This window comes from Aeribacillus sp. FSL K6-3256, assembly GCF_037965805.1.
In the GTDB taxonomy this organism is placed as follows: Bacteria; Bacillota; Bacilli; order Bacillales; family Aeribacillaceae; genus Aeribacillus; species Aeribacillus composti.
The window spans coordinates 2,843,501-2,862,859 of record NZ_CP150188.1; the positions used below are offsets into that span (position 1 = coordinate 2,843,501).

A 19,359-nucleotide genomic window follows, 5' to 3' on the forward strand; every position below is an offset into this window, starting at 1 on the left:
CTTTTTTTCCATCTCAGTGCATTATACCTACCACGTATGTTAGTTTTTACTATTCGTGAAGCATACCGATCTGTCCTGTATTGCCTATTCCACTTTCTAACTTGTCTTTCAGCGCGATATGTGTTTTTTGCAAGCAAAAAGTGCAGAGTATTGCAGCGAAAAATACATAGGCTTGCAGCTTTATTTTTTTACATTAATTACCATTCAATTTCACAGAAGAAAGAGCATTTTTCAGCCGGTAACTTTCACCTGTGAATGCGATGATATGGGCATGGTGTACCAAGCGATCCACTAAAGCGGAAGTTAAGCGGTTATCTCCAAACACTCGATTCCATTGGCCAAACTCTAAATTCGATGTGACAATCACACTTTTATGTTCATAACAGTCGGCTATGATATGAAACAATAATTCCGATCCTTGTTTTTGGAAAGGAACATATCCCAGTTCGTCTAGTATAAGTAAATCGCACTTATCGATTTGACGTTTTACTCGTTGTAAAGTACCTTCTTTTAACGCCTCCTCTAATTGTCCTACCAAATCTGCGACACGAAAGAAACGAACCTCAAACCCTTTTTCGCAGGCTTTTAATCCAAGAGCTGTCGCTAAATGGGTTTTGCCTGTTCCTGGTGAGCCAAGAAGCAATAAATTTTGTTTCCCATGTAAGAAACGAAGGTCACAAATCTCTTCTTTTGTCGTGGTAGCTGGCAGATGCAACTGGTCGTTCCATTCATAATCTTTCAACCATTTCAGTTCTCTAAATTTGGCTTTTTTTATTAGTCTCGATACCTTGGCAGCTTGTCTTGATGAGACTTCGGCCAGTAATACATCACATAAAAACTGTTCTTTATTCTCAAAGACAATGTCTTCATACTGATCAGCTATATAAGCAAGGTGCAGGGTTTTACAGACTTCTTTCAGATCACGAGCGATCATCAGTTATCCCTCCCTTCTAAGGTCGGACATAGCCTCTGATCATACATGCTTAAATCCGTTTCATAATCTAGTAATACAGAAGGGGTATGGGGTTCTGACAATTTTTCCGGATAAGTTGCTTTCTGAGCTTCCAATAAGGAACCCAATTCGTGCGGCTCTTTTTCAATACGTTGCTCCATTTCCAAACATTTATGGATGTCTTGTAAGGCATGAACCTCCAGCAGTTTTTTTAAGCCTGCCACCCGTTTCTTAATCTCATCAGGTTTTATCGTAAGATAAGTTTGTACTCTTTCGGGCAGGTATTTAAAGAAACGAGAATACTTAACAGCACGTGGCTTTTTCTCCCAGTCGGCCAAGATGTTGTCCCATGGTATAGGCCTTGTGGTCATCATATAGGGACGTGAGTCTTGATAGATCATTTCACCGTCATTCGAAAAGCAAGTGAATTTGTCCCATTCCTTTTTAATAACTAGTGTCTGTTTGATCCTCGCTTTATGAATAAGGAATTTTTCTCTATCGACTAGAATCTCGCCATATTTATTTACAGTAGCCGAGTCGATTGAAAAGATTGGAAGATCACTGATTGGCAAAGCTTTTAATTGCTTCTGATCCTCAGCCCACAATTCTTCTATCGGAACTCCTTTTTCGTAGTGAGGGCGTTTTCGATCGGTTACCATTTTCTCTTCTAGCCAGTGGGCCAGTTGTGAAAAATCCTCCATTACTGGGGCTGTTACAAAAAAGTTATTTCTTGTATAGCCTACCTTTTTCTCTACATTCCCTTTTTCATGTCCACTACCGGGATTGCATGGTTGTACTTCAAATCCATAATAGGACTGGAAGCGTAAGAAAGAGTCCGTATAGCTTCTCTTGTCTCCCTTGCCTACCGTTACAACCGCTGCCGACAGGTTATCAATTCGTAAATATGTCGGGACACCCCCAGCCTGGTGAAATAACTGTTTCAAGCCCTCTAGAAAACACTCCGAGTTTTCTGCCGGCAGGGGATAAGAAAAGGCGGCATTACTATATGGAAAACTGAGAATAAGAGTTTTGATGTCTTTATATGCGCCGTCTTTTACAGCCGTCATATTTCCAAAATCCACTTGGGCTTCGCCCGGAGGGTGCTCCAGACGTTCGTATCTTGTGGTTTTTTCTTCTTTTATTTGTGGTCTGCGATGCTGAATGTACTCACAAACGGTTCGATAAGAACCTTTAAACCCGTGCTCTTCTTTAAGTTGTTCAAACATCTTCTTGTTTGTTCGTCTTTCTTTTTTCTTAAGCTTCATGTCCTCCTCAAGCCAACAATCTACGATTTCTCCGTACTCTTCCTCGTACATCATTCCCCTTCGACGGAAGGGAAGAGATTCTACTGGTACTTCACCGTCAGCGTATTTTTTTGCTGTTCTCCAATTTTTACCTGTCTTTTTAGCGATCTCAGAGATTGACATATCTTCGACTTCTCTTAAATGTTTGATATAATTAACTTCAGGCATTGCTAGCATCCTTTCTTATCCTCCTACTGTTAAGTTCTGCTCAATCTCAACAGTAGAGGTTATTGGGTGAGCTGGCAAGCCTTTTTTTATGCAGCTATTCTGCACAAATTTCTTGCAAAACTATGTACTTTTATTTTGCAATAAACAGCGATATGATTTTCCCTTTTTAGAAATCCTTCCACTACTAATACCAACTTTAACTACTTTATTAGTTTTTTTATCATAAATTTCATATCCATGTATCGCAGAATTTCTTTTACGATTCGAACGATATTTTTTTGAAATTTTTTTATACTTCTTGTAGACCTTATAAATCTTATAAGCTCTATAAGCCCCCATTCCAGCTATAATAACAATATGAGCATAATGCCCATCCGGATCGACCAGCATCATCGGGTTGTTGTTTGCATACGTATAGCCGTTCTGCGTAAGAATGTCATCCGCATCGCCTGGATCTGGATCCAAGAACAAGAACACGCCATGAGTTGGATGGTAGTATCGGGCGATCAAGTAGTATAGACCCGTTTCTTGGTCATATTTGGTATCCCGCATAGCGGTAGGGTTTTTTCTTCTGTTTCCCGAATTCTGAGATGGTTTCCCCAAACCTCGTAATTGAAAAGGCAGATTTCCCCTAGCTAAGAAACCTGCCTTTCTCTCTTATAAAATTTCTTACATAGTCTATAACTTCTTATCTTTTTGAGGTGGATTTAAAAACATATCATCATCAATGCCATATCCTTCTGGAGCCCAATAAGTTTCAGGATAACAATATTCATTAAACAACTTCCTCAAATACCTTATCGTTTCACTCCATGTCAAAAAAGTAACAAAACTATAAGGTGGATCTCCTTCATTATTCCATACTGCCCAAGTTCTATTTGGCAATTCAGTAACATACCATCCCCCGTCTTCTGGAATATGAAACATAAAGAATGTATTATCACTAGCCTCAGACCATGTACGATAGCCAAGCTCTTTAGCAAACTGTTCATATTTGCTAAAGAAAATCTTTTTAAAAAAATTCATTTTTCCCTCCACATATAAACATTTTACAAAATATATAAGCTATTTTTTCCTGTTCTTCACTTTCCATATTGTAATCCTCCAGGCTTCTCCACTTCTATAAAATTTACCTTTAAAATGAGGATGATTTTTAGTAAACTTGTTACTTTGTAAATGATAACCATGGTTATTATGCGGAGGATGGAGTTCTATAGATCTATATTTCCTTTTACCTTTATTATTTTTAGTAGAATAAAGAACTCCCCAATATCCTTTACCCGAATCGTTTGCCCCCTTTATCCGTCCTATTTTGTGAATTTTAAAGCCTGTTTTCTTTATCTTTTGAAATATGTCTTTAAATAATTTAGCCCTGTGCCCATCCGGATCGACCAGCATCACCGGGTTGTTGTTCGCATAACTATACCCGTTTTGCGTGAGTATGTCATCGTCATCCCCCGGGTCGGGATCTAAAGATAGGAACACGCCATGCGTTGGATGATAGTAACGGGCGATCAAGTAGTATAGACCCGTTTCGTTGTCATATTGGTATCCTGCATATCGATATGGGTTTTCCGCTGCCATATCCCCCGATTGGGAAAGAATATTTCCCCACGTATCGTATTGATAGCGCGCGGCAATGTTTCCTTGGGCATCCGTTAAAGCAATGACATCGCCATGGGCGTTATAGTGGTAAAAGTAGGTGGCACTACCTTTTTTCATCGCCAACAGCTGGCCGTTTTCCCCGTATATATACGATCTTACCACATTTCCGCTCGCATCCGTTTCGTACAGAACATTCAAGCTGTCGTCTTGGTATGGTAGTTTGTAATTACGCTATTAATGTTCTTTTGAATTCGTTAACTATCTTCACTGTATAATAAAAAAAAGCTAATTACTATTTTCTCGTTTGCTTTTCATAGTAAGATTTTACAAGCATTTCCACTATATTATTACTACCAATCAGACCAATTGGATTTTTTATTTTTTCCCCTTCCTCTTTAGAAATAGGCTCTAATTCTGCTATTGGTGTATTCGCATCCCCTCGACTCACAAAATATTCCTTACCATTGTAAAACACAAAATCAGGTAACTCATATTCTTCAGGATTGAATTTTCTTTTAGACAATTTCCCAATAATTTTCCATTCTTTATTAACGATTCCATATATTCCACTGTTAATAGTATATAGAACAGAAAGTTTTTCAAATTGATTACTAAAGTTTTTTATATCTAATATTTCATTAGTGAAGATATCAAAATATTGTATATAAATGTCATCCTTTAGACCTTCTCCTTTTACTACTAAACCATAAGCATATTTTTCAATTTCTTTAAGCGGGATTGCAAATACAATGCCTGGTTCAATGTTAGGAACCTTTTTTCTCTTTTTCAACTTAAATTTTACATCGGAGATTTCCATTTCCTCCAATTGTTCGGCTATATTTGAATCAAGTTGCATAGCCTCCATAATCAATGCTTCTAATTCAACCACCGTTGGTTTTCTTTCTAAATCTTCTTCATAAATTTTTTTGATTTCTAATAGCGTATCACTTAACAAATCGATTGCATCGTCACTTAAAATAATTGTTTCCTTGTTCTTTATGCTTTCCCAGAATGACATACAATCACCAACCATATCTTCTTATTACTTCTTTATAAATCCTTCTAGATTCGCTCATATATTTTCTATACTTTTTATTTCTTTTACTAATAGGTCTTATCTTGTTTCTAAGCTTACTTTTTCCACCGTGTTTCAAATATAGGCGGTGTTCTAATCCACGCGCTTGTCCCCAGGACAGATTGCTAGCAACTTCTTCAAAATCTAAATTAGAATGGTTTTTACTATGGACATATCTTCTCTTCTTAATATTTTTAGTTCTTCCGACATATTTTACTACATTTCCTTTCTTTAAGACATAAACAGAGTGTTTTGCCGCTTTGAGTCTTCCTCCACCAACAAAACCAATAGCTGCAGCAGTTGCGACACCTTTCCATCCTTTTCCTGACTTGTACGCCTTATACCCGTCATAAACCGCAAACCCTGCATTGATAGCCATCCACACAAAATGCCCATCCGGATCGACCAACATCACCGGATTGTTGTTCGCACTATACCCGTTTTGCGTGAGGATATCATCGAATCTCCTGGATCAGGGTCCATGGATAAAAACACGCCACGCTCTGGGTGATAGTATCGGGCAATCAGGTAGTATAGACCCGTTTCTCGGTCATATTGGTATCCCGCATATCGGTATGGGTTTTCGTCGGCCAAGGAGCCGGATTGGGAAAGAAGGTTCCCCCACGCATCGTATTGATAGCGCGCGGAATGTTTCCTTGCGCATCCGTCAAAGCAATGACATCGCCATGGGCGTTATAGTGGTAAAAATACATGGAAGTACTTTTTTGTGATGAGAAACTATATAAGTTGCAATTTTGTTTTACATGGCATTGTTCGCTCTTCTTGTCACCGTGCCAGCTTGTCAGGTGATAAAGACGGGACATGGAGATCGGAAATTCTTTATTACAACCTATATACCTAAATTTTTTCTTTGTTTTCTATTCATTTTTTTCACAATAATAAATAAAAAGACTATCTCATAAATCATGAGATAGCCCATATTACAGCTGTTTTTTAAACATAATTTCCATGTTCGTCTATTCCTATTGGATAAAATGGCATTTTTTCAATAATTCTAAATAGCTCCTCATGTTCACCTGACAACCAATCAACACAAAAATCTTTTGGATTTACATAGTATTCATTTTCCTCATTATCGTTTAACTTGTCACACTCAAACCAATATTTCCTAAATACGGCAATTACTCTTCCGCTAATACTTAATTCGTATTCATATCTCTCTTTGTCAAGATTCGGATCTAAAAATTCCTTTTCTTCTTCAATTGTCTCTTTTAATTCTTTTACATATTTTTAAAAAAGTATTTCATAGTCGTTCATTATCATGGCCTCCATTCATCAGGATAATATCTTTCCTGTTTACTACGATTACATCTTTGACAAGCAGTTTTTAGATATTTTGGATTATTGGCATATTTTATACGTGCTTTTCTAGACATGGCATACCCTTTCTTATAATAATGAATGATGGATTATGATCGACCTCTTGTTTACCCCCTTTTCTACCACAATACTGACAAGTATAATTATCTCTTTAAAACTGCATCTCTTACACTCTTTCTAGTACCATTTCCGTAATGTTTTTTACGATTGTGAATTCCTTTATTTACCTTTATTTTTTTCGGTTGCAGTTGGCATCGTACCTCATCGTTTCGCTGCCAAACCGAATAAGCTGATTGGCCCGTTATAATCGGCATTTGTCGTCGTCGATTGTCCATCCTTTGTTTTCGCAACTTTCTTTCAACTAATTAAATCCGTCATAAGTATAGTTGTTGTTCATTGTAACTAAAGACTGTTTAAACGAACCTATGTCTTCAAAGGTTAATCTAGCTAAAATTAGGCTAAACGATGTTTATAAATAATCCTCAAAAACTTAACTATAAAAAAAGGGGGTGATTCCCCCTTTTAAACGATAAATTTCACTCTCATGTTTAAGGTTTTAATTTCTTACTAATAAAATTCTGTCAATACCATCTGAAGTTGAAGTAATGATTAACTCTTGTAGAATACAACAAAAAATTTTTCGTGCTCTTCTAACAAAATAGCCATCCTCAATTCAAAATCAAATAATAAATTATTTTTTTATATTTATTATTTTTCCATCTAGAGAAATTTTTCTTGTCTCAATCAACAAAATTGAATCCCAAATTTCTATTATAATATTTACTTTAGAATGATATTGTTTACTCCATTCCTCCTCATTTGGTAAGCAAAAATGTAGTTCACCTAAAGGTTCGTTTTGATAATGGATGGAGGTTAACTCTAAAAAATCCACTTTTTCCCTATCATAAAAATTAAATCTAAATTCCTCACTATCCTTAACAAAGTAAAATGAAGAAACATCAATAAAAGCTATTTCATGAAATTTTACAACCTTATCATCCGTAATCTTAATCTTAAATTTTATAATGTCATTTAGTAAGTCTACTTGTGTATCTAAAATTTCAGCGCCCCATAGCTTATCAAGTATTTTCTGTATATCAACGTTCCCCATATTACTCCTTCTTTCTGTTCTAATATTTTTTATTTAAAATACGGCTTATTTCTTTATAAGATTTCCTTGAAAGATTAATATGTGTGTGTAGCCTATCACTACTTTTGTTGCCATACCTATCGAATGAACCATATTTGGAATGACTTATTCGATAATATGCTTTCTTTCTATTACCAGAGCCAGCATTCATCACTCTAACCCGATAGGAGTGCTTTCCATCAGGAATAGATACTTTCCATCCATTGCCCTTAGCTCTTTCCAAAGTACCTCCATGTTTTTTTGCAACTTTTTTCGCTAGCCTATAAGTTCTTGAAAATTTACCTGCTTTATATGCCCTATACGCAATTTTGGCACCTTTAAACGCAGCACCGCCAACCAATCCCACACCAACGGCAATCGCCGCAGCCTTCCAACCGCCTTTTTTAAATGCCTTATACCCATCATACGCCGCAAATCCCGCATTGATAGCCATCCACACAAAATGCCCATCCGGATCGACCAGCATCACTGGATTGTTGCTCGCATACGTATAGCCGTTCTGCGTCAAGATATCGTCCGAATCTCCCGGATCAGGGTCCATGGACAAGAACACGCCATGAGTTGGATGGTAGTATCGGGCGATCAAGTAGTAGAGTCCCGTCTCTTCGTCATATTGGTATCCCGCGTAGCGATACGGGTTTTCTTCTGCCATCCCACCGGATTGGGAAAGAAGGTTCCCCCACGCATCGTATTGATAGCGCGCGGCAATGTTTCCTTGCGCATCCGTCAAAGCAATGACATCGCCATGCGCGTTGTAGTGGTAGAAGTAGGTGGCATTGCCCTTTTTCATCGCCAACAGCTGGCCGTTTTCTCCGTATATATACGATCTTACCACATTTCCGCTTGCATCGGTTTCATACAGAACGTTGAGGCTGTCGCCTTGATAATGGTAGTTGGTCACAACCCCATTTACTTTCTTTTGAATGCGCCGGCCGTCTTCTTTATAACAAAAAGAGATTATACCCGAAATTCCGGTATAACCTCTGACCAAGAAACACTTTAATGCCGTTCTTGCGATTGAATCATCGAGTGTAGCCAAAAGATCGCTTTCTCTTTTTTTAAATGCTAGGATTCATCTCTAATTTATAAGGTTTTAACTCTCTTTTAATAAAATCTTATGAATATCCTCGATGTTTGAGGTCGTAGGGAGCATATACGGAGTATTTCCAAGGCTGATGAAAAGTTTCTCATCATGATTTGGCTAACATGCTTCAAAAGTGAAAACTAGTCCACTAGAGTTAAAATAATAGTCTTCTTCTAAAATGTTTATTGCAAAATAAAAATGCAGAGCTTTGCAGAGAATTTGGCTTATGCCAACTTTACATGGAGTGGTGGGCGTGATAGCCTTGTTAGGCGAAGCCAGCCCTTGATATTGCTGGCTTTCTGGCTTTTTAATCACGCCCACAGAGGCTTCATGTCAAGTTGCAATTCTCTGCACTTTTCTTTGCAAAACTCTGTATTTTTTCTTTGCTAAAAACAGCCAATGGCTGTGGCTGTTTGGGCTTCGACGGGAGATTGAACGGGTATTTAACGAGTAAAGAGTAATGGGATGGAGCCCCCCCATGATATGGATTTCATCGATATTTACTGCATGTGTTATGTTGCATTCTTATGCATAATTTCGAGTTTTTACTCTAGTTTTGCAACACCATCGAGCATATTCAACCTCCACCTCATGGATACGCAGGACGAAGGAATGTGTGGACCATCATCTAGTGATACATGGGAGGGTGAGCGACCATGAGAAGTGTGGAGACTTTTAGCACGGTCATACGCAGTATTATAGATATTGTAAATATGTTCCGTAGGATAGGTCTTAACATGTAAATATATTGTATAAATTCAAGTAATATTTATTTATATGAGGTGGCAAAGCTATCATGTGTTCTGCAAAATTTAAAAAAAACGTAAGAAATCTGAAGAAAATTAAAGTTTATAGAGGGAGGTTCTAAAAATGAATTTACAAAAAGAGCGGCAGTTACTGAACTGCCGCTCTTTTACCCCAAAATTTTACTATAGATAACGTTGCTATCAAAAGTCTAATAATTTTCTAATTCACCTTCTAAATCTCCTAACAAAACTTCAACTTCCATTACTGCGGAATCATAACCATTCCAAAAAATCGATGGTCTATATCCATCTTCTTTTATCCTAGGAAGCCATTCATTCATAAACTCATCGAGTTCAATTGGTTCAGGAGTATATCCTTCCCATTCTTTGGCGGCACAATATTGAGCAAATTCTCTTTTAGGCCAAAAAGGAATTAGTAGATTGCCATTATCATCCTCAGTCATTGCCCAACCGTCTTCGTAGAGTCCCCATACCTCTCCCCAATCGACCACTTTTTTTATAAAGTATTCATACCTTTTGTTAGCTGGTAAGTTAAGAACAGAGTAAAATTCTTTTTCATTTATCATGTTTTTACCTCCTTCTTCCATAGCGATCATACTTGTGCTGAGTTCTATGATTTCTTATTGTTTGTATATCACTGTGTTCGTACCCGTATCCTTTTCTTGCCTCATATCCACGTCTATGAGCTAACTCATATCCCTTTGGCACTCTTATAGTTCTTCTTTTCCCCCTTTTAATCTCATTAATATCACGTCGAATTTCACCACGTAAAGCTGATGATAATTTATCATCATTTGCTAATTCTCTTAAACGTGCTTGTTTACCTCTTCTACCACTAGCAAAAAACTGTAAATCCAACCTTCCAGCCCGTCTAACTTTATACACCCTATACGCAATTTTGGCACCTTTAAACGCAGCACCACCAACAAGCCCTACGCCTACTGCAATCGCCGCCGCTTTCCAACCGCCTTTTTTAAAGGCCTTATACCCGTCATAAACCGCAAACCCTGCATTGATGGCCAGCCATACCCAATGCCCATCCGGATCGACCAGCATCACTGGATTGTTGCTCGCATACGTATAGCCGTTCTGTGTGAGGATATCGTCCGAATCTCCTGGATCTGGATCTAACGATAAGAACACGTCATGCTCTGGGTGATAGTATCGGGCGATCAGGTAGTATAGACCTGTTTCGTTGTCATATTGATATCCTGCATAGCGATATGGGTTTTCCGCTGCCACATCCCCCGATTGGGAAAGAAGGTTCCCCCACGCATCGTATTGATAGCGCGCGCCAATGTTTCCTTGGGCATCTGTTAAAGCGATGACATCGCCATGGGCGTTATAGTGGTAAAAGTATGTCGCATTGCCTTTTTCATCGCCAAGAGCTGGCCGTTTTCTCCGTATACATACGATTGTACCACCGTTCCGCTCGCATCGGTTTCATACAAGACATTGAGGCTGTCGACTTGGTAATGGTGATAGTTAGTGATTTTTCAGTTGTGTATAGTTAAACATAGGGATCTTTTTCAGACTTATTTTGTGCGTACAAGATAACTCAAAAAATTATCATTGCAGGGGTTTCGGTGATAATGTTTTTTGGTTGTAACAATCGGTTTATCCGGTACTCCGCCCATGTAAAAAGCCTTAAGAGAATAATTCTCTTAAGGCAATATTAAGATAATAACTCTATAATAACTCTTTTCACAATACTTAATAACCACTTTTATAATTTAAAAATAGTTTGTCTTTAACGTCTTTTGGAATAGTGAAGTTTTTATAATTAAGGCCAATCCAATCAGTAACCTCATTATCAATTGGTCTCCAATTATTGAATATCGGATTTAAGGAGTCCTTATACATTTTTTCACTGAATGCAATAACGCAAACCTCTTTTTCTCTTTCTGCCCATATTCCCCACTTCATTGAAGGAGAAGCCCATACTACAGTATAGGAATTAACAAATATGGAGTCGGCTGGACTATCTTCTGGACTGAAATTCAAAATATCCAAGTATTGATCAGGGGTAATACTTATTTCTAACTTAACCCAATTAAAATAACCGAACTCTTTAAAATAATAGGTTATTGGATCAGGATCAAGTACAGCCATTATGATAAAATCATCATTTGTTTTATTAGCTAATTCCCTGATTTCACTCCAGAATTCGTCTGTCATAGTGAAATCAAATTCTTTAAACAAGTAATTTGTAAACTCTTTATGAAATACTTGGTTTGGTAAAGAACTATTAGAAATAAAAATTGTATTTATAAGATTTTTGAGATTCTCAAATTCCCTCATATTATCAATAAATTTATTTTTATATTCCATTATTTCGCTCCTAACCTTATTTTTAAAGTATCTTTTTTACCATTGGGACTATAAATCGTAAATCTGAGAAATTTCACCTTTTAAACAGACATACTTACATAAAACACCTTCCAATTTCGTCTATTAATCTCTCTAATTTTATCCCCAGCTCATTTGGTTCATCATCATTATTTAATCCTTTTTCCAAAAACTCTTCATTTACAATATCTCTCAATTCGTTACCTAAAGTTTCATTTATATTAATTTCATTATTTAAAACCCACAGAAGGTCGGGTCTACGGGATTCCAAGCATTCTCTTAATAAAAGTAACATATCTGCGCTTAGCTTTAACATTTACTTCCTCCTTATACCTTTTGAGCCCTTTGCGTAAGTAGTAATTATTTTTCCGTTCTTATTTAGAACTACAACCGCATTCTTACCCACATATTTCGTTCTTCCTCCTGACTGTTGAACCACTTTCTTTGGGTTTCTAGTTGCATCTAGAATAGCTTTAGGAGCCACTCCTCTACCACCATCTCTTTGCATAGCCTGTGCTAAACCATGTTTAGTATATCCTGTTATTTTTCCAGCTACAGCCTTTCTAGTAACTTTAGCAAAATTTAGAGCCCGTCTAGCTTTATACACCCTATACGCAATTTTGGCACCTTTAAACGCCGCACCGCCAACCAATCCCACACCAACGGCAATCGCCGCAGCCTTCCAACCGCCTTTTTTAAATGCCTTATACCCATCATACGCCGCAAATCCCGCATTGATAGCCATCCACACAAAATGCCCATCCGGATCGACCAGCATCACTGGATTGTTGTTCGCATACGTATAGCCGTTCTGTGTAAGGATATCGTCAGAATCTCCTGGATCAGGGTCCATGGACAAGAACACGCCATGCTCTGGGTGGTAGTATCGGGCAATCAGGTAGTATAGACCCGTTTCTCGGTCATATTGGTATCCCGCATATCGGTATGGGTTTTCGTCGGCCAAGGAGCCGGATTGGGAAAGAATATTCCCCCACGTATCGTATTGATAGCGCGCGGCAATGTTTCCTTGCGCATCCGTCAAAGCAATGACATCGCCATGCGCGTTGTAGTGATAGAAGTAGGTGGCATTGCCCTTTTTCATCGCCAACAGCTGGCCGTTTTCTCCGTATATATACGATCTTACCACATTTCCGCTTGCATCGGTTTCATACAGAACGTTGAGGCTGTCGCCTTGATAATGGTAGTTGGTCACAACCCCATTTACTTTCTTTTGAATGCGCCGGCCGTCTTCATCGTATTTGTAGGTGACAAACGGAGTGCTTTCGCCTTTTCTTGTAATCGAAACCAATTGGTCCGCTTCGTTCCATTCATATCGATACTGGCCGTCTTCCAATCGATTGCCGTTGGCATCGTACGTGATCGTTTCACTGCCAAACCGAATAAGCTGATTGGCCTCGTTATAATCGGCATTTGTCGTCGTCGACTGCCCACCCTTTGTTTTCACGACTTTCGTCCGGTTGCCGAATCCATCATACGTATACTCGATCTTCGTTCCATCTGGAAGCTCTTCTTCCACTAATTGATCCAGCTCATCATAACGGTAATCGATTGCTTTTCCTGTTGGGAATTCCACTTTCGTCCGATTGCCGTTTTCATCATAACGGTACGTTTCGGACAGTATTTCTTTTCCGTCCGCTGTACCAACCGATACGTTTTCGACGAGGCCACGATCATCATATATAAAGGTTGAACCGGCTCCGTTTCCTGTCGTGAAGGTGCGGATGTTTCCTTTCTCGTCGTAGTCAAAGCGGTACGTATACGTCCCGTCTGTCACAATTGTATTTTGGTCCAAGGCATTATATTGAAAATTCACTGTTTGGCTAAAGGAGCCGTGGGAAAACATAAACTGCTGCAATTTATCCGATGTCGTTGGATATTGCCATTTTTGCAGCCCACCGCGATCGGATTGTTCGATAACACGGTTCGCCGAATCAAATTTTCTTGTCTTCGTCGTGCCGTCTTTTAGATATTGGACGGAAAGTTCGTTTCCATTTTTATCGTAGCTGAATTCGTAATATGGGACGTTATTGTAGGAAATTGTTTTGACTCTTTCCGTTCCGTCATAAGACCATTGAATCGTGTTTCCCTTCGGAAGGACTGTTTTAGTTTTATTTCCATTTGCATCATATTCATTTGTCGTCGTATCTTTGAGCGGACCAACAGTTTTAATGAGTTTATCAGCTGCATCATACGAGTAGGTAAAGGTTTGCGACCGGCCGCCGCTTGTCCGAATGACTTTTGATGTCATATTTCCGTTCGCGTCATAATCATAATTGACGGAAGTGCCGTTCGCTAACAGCAGCTGTTTTAAGCGATTCGATAAATCATACGTGTATTCTTTCTTGTTTCCTTTCTCATCGAACTCGCTCAATATATTACCAACGGCATCATAATTCTTTTTCGTAACATATCCGGCTTCATCAGTTTCTTGAATAACATAATTTCCGCTAGAATCATACTTATTTTTCGTCACGACGTTTCCTTCCATCAAACGGATCGCGTCAAACCACACTGTTCCCGTGTAATTGCCTCGAAACACAACGGATACATCGATTTTATCGATGGGCTTCGAAGGATTGATGGAAACGGCGGCACGGTTCCATTCTTGGGTTCCGATCGGAAAGTCTGCAGTATACGTTTGAGTTGCCCCGTCTGTAAAATACGCTTTAGCCGTTATGGAATAGTCGCTCGGGCTCACCGTACCGTTTGCTTTGACATCCTGCGCTTTCGAAAGACCTGTGAGTGTCAAACGAAGCGGTGTATCATTTGATGTTTGGCCAACAATCACCGTCTGTTTATATTCGCCGGCCGATTGCGTAGTGCTTGTTCTTGAAAATTTTAAAGAGGATCCTCCGTCAAAGGATTGCGTAGAATCCACACTTCCTCCTGTTCCGTTCCAATTCGCAATGGTCCCTTCAAAACTGCTATTGATAACTGGGTTATAACTCGAAGAAACCTGTGCCTCTTCCAATTGGATGCTATCAAACCAGGCTTCTCCGGAAGCATCTGGAGACTTATGATCGACCTCTAAATACACGCGAATTTTGACGGTACTCGGTGGAGTAGTAAACGTCACTTGCCGTTCTGTCCATGGTCTCGTACCGGTTAGTTGGCTGTAGCGATTGTCAGCCCAAGAAATCCGGCGATTTTGACTGTCTAAAAATTCGATATTAAAGAACGCATTGGCCTTCGTCAAATTCGTTTTGATCTTCCCGCTTAACGTATACGTCGTGTTCGGTTTCACGGCAATTTCTTGGGTAGCCGCCACATAGCCAAGTTCCGTTCCAGGCGAACTTGAGGCAGTGACGATTTTTAAAGTTTTTCTTCCAAGCGACCGATGATGACGATTCGTGTCTTCAAACAATTGTCCGGAATCGTTAGAACGAAGAAGATTCCAAGCTGTGATTCCCTGTTCGAAGCCGCTATTTGAGAGTAAGTTCGCTGCACTGCCTAATGTATTGCTTTCTTCAATAATATTCCCATAGGTATCGTATTTTGCTATAGAAGATGTTTTTCCGGATTGATCAGTTTCGGATACAGGATTTAAGCCATCGTAGGCAATCGTAGTGGTATCACCTTCCGTATCTGTCTCTGAGATGACATCATTATTTTTGTTATACTTGTATGTTTCTGTACCGTACTGATCTTTCACCGTTAACACATTCCCGTTTGCATCATACGTATATGTTTCAGTAGGTTTCACAGCATTTTGATCATTCGGATCCCGTGATTCTACTAGATTATTTCCCTCATACACGTAGCTTGTCGTAATGTTTAACCCGCCTGCATCTTCGATTATTTGAATGGGGTTCGCTGCTTCATTAAAGGTATACTGAATTTTGCGGCCATTCGGCTGGATCACGACGAGCTGCCGTTTCGTTTGATCATAATTCAACTTATAAATGCGGTTCTCGGGATCTATTACTTGACTGATCCTGTCTCCATTGTAAATGAATTGATTGACAACAGCTTTAGCTTCTGTATGCGTCGGTTCATATACTTTCTCTAGACGGCCATGTTCATTATATTCGTATCTCGTGGTTTCTTTGCCCGCCTTGGTGACTTTTGTTAACAAACCATTCTGATACTCAAACGTGATCGAACGGTTTAGTGGATCGGTAATCTTTTGAATTTTGCCGCTTGCGTTATACTCCATAGTCAGTTTTCTTCCTGATGCATCAATAATGGACACAAGCTTTCCATTCGCATAACTATAAGTCGTTGTATTTCCATGACCGTCGACCATTTTGGTTAACTTTCCGTCGCTTTTTCGGAAGTGAATTTTCGTTTGATCTTTGTCGGTCAATATATATTCATCGGCTGTTTCGCTTAATTCCAAATAAACACCTGTCGGAGCTTTATACGTACCATCGGATAGCTTCGTGAATATATGGAGCGTACCATCTTCATCTGTAAATCTCGCTTCTTTACCCTGAGCAATGATGCTTATTTCCGCATCACTCTGCCATCCTTTTCCAAATAATCCATCCGAAGTAGATAGACTATTGTAAGTTCTTGTCATTCCTAGCCCCGGTCCTCTTCCAGAAATCGATACATCATCTTCGTCGACGATGAGGTTACCGGTAGCGGCATTCACGCTTGCATAAGGAACATCAATGATGGACCAGTATTCCTCCTTTCCTAAATACTCATTCCCCTCCGGAATTTTTACCGTCAATGCCTGATTGGAATATATTGTTTCCCCATCTGCATCGTATGCACTGAGTCTAAACCAGTAATTGGTGCTTGTCGCGTAATTTGTCCCCATTTTTGCATATAATGGGGAAGGATCCTTCGGAAGCTCCAATCCCTTTCCATCATGATGCAGCGTTAAAGATCCGGAAGCCCCTTTTTGGATTTCCTCTGAAGTAGGCCAGATTCCTTTATTTTGGGTCGTCCAATGGTCCACATCTCCTACATCAAATGCTTCATAGTACTGGCCGTTAAATATCCACACTTTGTAGCCTGTTGCACCGGGAATTTTTTTCCAATCCAGCATAACATAACCGGATTTGCTTCCTAATTGGTTGGCGTAAGCAAATCCAGAAGGAGCTGACGGCACAGGTAAATCCGAAATGCTCGGCTTATACGCATCCGAGTAGACGGTTTCCCCTTGAGCGTTATAGGCACTGACACGAATCCAGTAGTTGGTCGCCGTTGCATATTTTGTTCCTGCATTTTCATAGACTGGGGAAGGATCAACGGCCAATTCTGCGCCAAGACCATCATGTAAATGGAGTTTATAGCGGCCAGTATTTATTTCTGCAGCAGTTGGCCAATATTTTTTGTTTTTCGTTGTCCAAGAAGTGACGTTCCCGACATCAAGCGATTCATAGTTTGAACCGTTAAAAAGCCAAATTTTATACCCCGTCGCTCCGCTCACCGGTTTCCATTTGAAATCGATATATCCTGTTCCGTTGCCATTGGTATAACTAACCCCCGTTGGTGCAGATGGTTTCTTCAAATTAGGAATGGTTGGCATAAAGGCTCCAGACATGGCGCTTTCGCCTTGGGGAAAAATCGCGCTTACTCGGAACCAGTAGTTCTTGTTATTCGGATAACTTCCTCCTGAATTTCGATAGACTGGGGAAGGATCGACAGCCAGCTCCGTTCCTTTCTGATCTTGGTGTAGGTCGAATTTTCCGGCGTTAATTTCAGAAGAAGTCGGCCAAATTTTCTTTCCATTAGTGCTCCAAGAGGTAACATTGCCTACCTCAAAGGCTTCGTATGATTTACCGTTATATATCCATACTTTATAGCCCTTTGCCCCAGGAACCGGATCCCATGATACATTCACATATCCTGTGCCGTCTCCATTGCTAAAAACTGTTCCTTTAGGAGTTTGGGGAGCAGGGATCGTATACGTCACCGACAAATACGGTTTATAATTACTATTCGTAGAAGAAACGACTTTTTTCCAATAGGTTTTTCCATTTCCATTCGTATGAAGTTTGAAACCATACTGTTGCTTCTTGCCAGAAGCCCATTCTTTAACTGTATTCGTTACATTAAATTCCGCCCATTGATCTCTGGCCACATCAACTTTCCCAATATTAGTTGAAGAGGGCTTATTATTCCAATTCAATGCACTAGCTGACCATGAACCATTCACAGCATCTAACCATAACCCCGTTTTGGTGGTAGAGGAGTATGAATGGGTTACATAAACATTAAAAGTGGCATTCGTAATATTCATATTCTGTATACTTGATAGATTGTGATTTAAGAAAGCATAGCAAGTGCCGGTTGTGTTATCATAATAACCAACTTTTAAAACATACTGTCCTTGTACTAAATCCCATTTACTGGATGAAGAACTGTAATTAGTCGTTGGATATGCACTCATCACAAATGTATCCGTTGACACATTTATTGAAGTGCTTGGATCAATATAAACTGGATATACGCGTTTAGGATCTTTCAACCATTCAGGATCAGCTTTTATCGTTAAAACATATCCTTGCGCTTCTTTTTGCAATTCGTATGTTACATCTTCTGAACGCTCTACTTCACCAGAGTATTCATCGACATTGGAATCTACCATAAACGGCTTCGGCAGTTCAAAAACCTTTTCTTTTTCTTGATTCATAAACAGTATTGAACCATCATTTTGGACTTCAGCCTTTAAATCCGTTTTCAAATAAAATTTAAATATATGATAACCGGTAAATGAGTGAAGAACTAAATCTTCTTTTGTCGCTTGATTGAATGTAATATTCTGTAAATCTATAAAAGGAAAAATATTTTTGTGAAAAATTTTATTATCTTTTTTCTTATAAATAGCAGAAACATCCTTCGCCTTTATTGGCTGTACACCATTGCCGGCTGCTTCTAAAATGGAAAAGGAAATTGAATGTCCATTATAATGGAAAGTGGCATATTCTCCTTTGACCATTTTTTTATGAAAGTTTGTCTCGATAATAGTATTCTCTGTTTCGACAGAATTCGACTGATCGGTGCTTTCTGTTAGATTAGGAGAAATTTCCTCAAATGGCTTCCCCTTCTTTTTCCTTATATGGATCGGCTCAAAATAAATCTTTTTGGTAAATGTGCCATCACCATTGTAAAAAACTTTTGTATTCTCTGTCCGTTCCTCAATGATTTCCCCTCGTTTAAGGTTAATTTTAGGGGTCGGGACTTTTGACGGTAAATGACTTTCAGTAGAGTTGTTGTCTTTAGAATGAATGGTTTCTGCGAAAACGTCTAAAGGAACGGATGAGAAAAATAACAGATTCACAATTGCCCATATCAACCATTTTTTTAAACGACTAATTTTCATATAATTCCTCCTTTTCAATAATTTGTTAAATTGATTATACTTTATAAAAACTAGATTTAGGTACATTTTTTGACATACAAAATTCTGTATTTTTCGACAAATTTTGCTTCTTTTGTACGAAAAAACCCCCCTTCAATGAATAAATTAATCCATTCAATTGAAGGGGGGGTGCTTTTGACTTATTTAATAGAATACGGGTATGAGCGGTGGTCGTTTAGAATCACTCGCCCGTATATTTTCCAATTGATTTTAATAGGCCCCTAA

11 protein-coding genes and 5 pseudogenes are annotated in these 19,359 nt (G+C 39.0%); 1 reads left to right on the forward strand and 15 read right to left on the reverse strand.

Going from position 1 to position 19,359, the window contains the following annotated elements; translation table 11 throughout:
* Window positions 1–193: 193 nt before the first annotated feature.
* From istB to NSQ84_RS13735, 9 genes and pseudogenes are all read right to left on the reverse strand, one after another.
* On the reverse strand, window positions 194–931 hold the full coding sequence (istB, locus tag NSQ84_RS13695) for an IS21-like element helper ATPase IstB (protein ID WP_327848832.1): 738 nt from the start codon (window positions 929–931) through the stop codon (window positions 194–196).
* 2 nt (window positions 932–933) lie between these two features.
* Complete coding sequence (gene istA / locus NSQ84_RS13700) at window positions 934–2,433, reverse strand: IS21 family transposase (protein ID WP_327848831.1); 1,500 nt, start codon at window positions 2,431–2,433, stop codon at window positions 934–936.
* Window positions 2,434–2,544: 111 nt separating this feature from the next.
* Window positions 2,545–2,976 (reverse strand): RHS repeat-associated core domain-containing protein, encoded by a 432-nt coding sequence (locus tag NSQ84_RS13705; protein WP_339211989.1) that lies wholly within the window; start codon window positions 2,974–2,976, stop codon window positions 2,545–2,547.
* 126 nt (window positions 2,977–3,102) lie between these two features.
* The gene (locus tag NSQ84_RS13710) at window positions 3,103–3,450 is read right to left on the reverse strand and encodes a hypothetical protein (protein ID WP_311066395.1); all 348 of its coding nucleotides are present in this window, start codon (window positions 3,448–3,450) and stop codon (window positions 3,103–3,105) included.
* A 39-nt stretch (window positions 3,451–3,489) separates the two neighbouring features.
* Window positions 3,490–4,319: pseudogene (locus NSQ84_RS13715) on the reverse strand (RHS repeat-associated core domain-containing protein); the annotation flags it as partial.
* Between the two features lie 2 nt (window positions 4,320–4,321).
* On the reverse strand, window positions 4,322–5,062 hold the full coding sequence (locus tag NSQ84_RS13720; RefSeq protein WP_082829339.1) for an immunity 26/phosphotriesterase HocA family protein: 741 nt from the start codon (window positions 5,060–5,062) through the stop codon (window positions 4,322–4,324).
* Window positions 5,052–5,814: pseudogene (locus tag NSQ84_RS13725) on the reverse strand (RHS repeat-associated core domain-containing protein); the annotation flags it as partial. The pseudogene NSQ84_RS13725 and the gene NSQ84_RS13720, both read right to left, overlap by 11 nt.
* A gap of 1,322 nt (window positions 5,815–7,136) precedes the next feature.
* Window positions 7,137–7,556 (reverse strand): hypothetical protein, encoded by a 420-nt coding sequence (locus tag NSQ84_RS13730; RefSeq protein WP_311066397.1) that lies wholly within the window; start codon window positions 7,554–7,556, stop codon window positions 7,137–7,139.
* A gap of 19 nt (window positions 7,557–7,575) precedes the next feature.
* Window positions 7,576–8,553, reverse strand: a pseudogene (locus NSQ84_RS13735) (RHS repeat-associated core domain-containing protein); the annotation flags it as partial.
* Window positions 8,554–9,085: 532 nt separating this feature from the next.
* Here NSQ84_RS13735 and NSQ84_RS13740 point away from each other — a divergent pair.
* Window positions 9,086–9,233, forward strand: a pseudogene (locus NSQ84_RS13740) (ISNCY family transposase); the annotation flags it as partial.
* Between the two features lie 401 nt (window positions 9,234–9,634).
* Here the strand turns inward: NSQ84_RS13740 and NSQ84_RS13745 are convergent.
* From NSQ84_RS13745 to NSQ84_RS13770, 6 genes and pseudogenes are all read right to left on the reverse strand, one after another.
* Window positions 9,635–10,012, reverse strand: coding sequence for a DUF2750 domain-containing protein (locus NSQ84_RS13745; protein WP_311066398.1), 378 nt, complete (start codon window positions 10,010–10,012; stop codon window positions 9,635–9,637).
* 4 nt (window positions 10,013–10,016) lie between these two features.
* The gene (locus NSQ84_RS13750) at window positions 10,017–10,331 is read right to left on the reverse strand and encodes a polymorphic toxin type 8 domain-containing protein (RefSeq protein ID WP_311067363.1); all 315 of its coding nucleotides are present in this window, start codon (window positions 10,329–10,331) and stop codon (window positions 10,017–10,019) included.
* Between the two features lie 108 nt (window positions 10,332–10,439).
* Window positions 10,440–10,939 (reverse strand): annotated as a pseudogene (locus NSQ84_RS13755) (RHS repeat-associated core domain-containing protein); the annotation flags it as partial.
* A 220-nt stretch (window positions 10,940–11,159) separates the two neighbouring features.
* On the reverse strand, window positions 11,160–11,777 hold the full coding sequence (locus NSQ84_RS13760; protein WP_311066399.1) for a hypothetical protein: 618 nt from the start codon (window positions 11,775–11,777) through the stop codon (window positions 11,160–11,162).
* A 94-nt stretch (window positions 11,778–11,871) separates the two neighbouring features.
* Complete coding sequence (locus tag NSQ84_RS13765; protein WP_044743717.1) at window positions 11,872–12,111, reverse strand: hypothetical protein; 240 nt, start codon at window positions 12,109–12,111, stop codon at window positions 11,872–11,874.
* Complete coding sequence (locus NSQ84_RS13770; protein WP_339211994.1) at window positions 12,112–19,095, reverse strand: DNRLRE domain-containing protein; 6,984 nt, start codon at window positions 19,093–19,095, stop codon at window positions 12,112–12,114.
* Window positions 19,096–19,359: the final 264 nt, after the last annotated feature.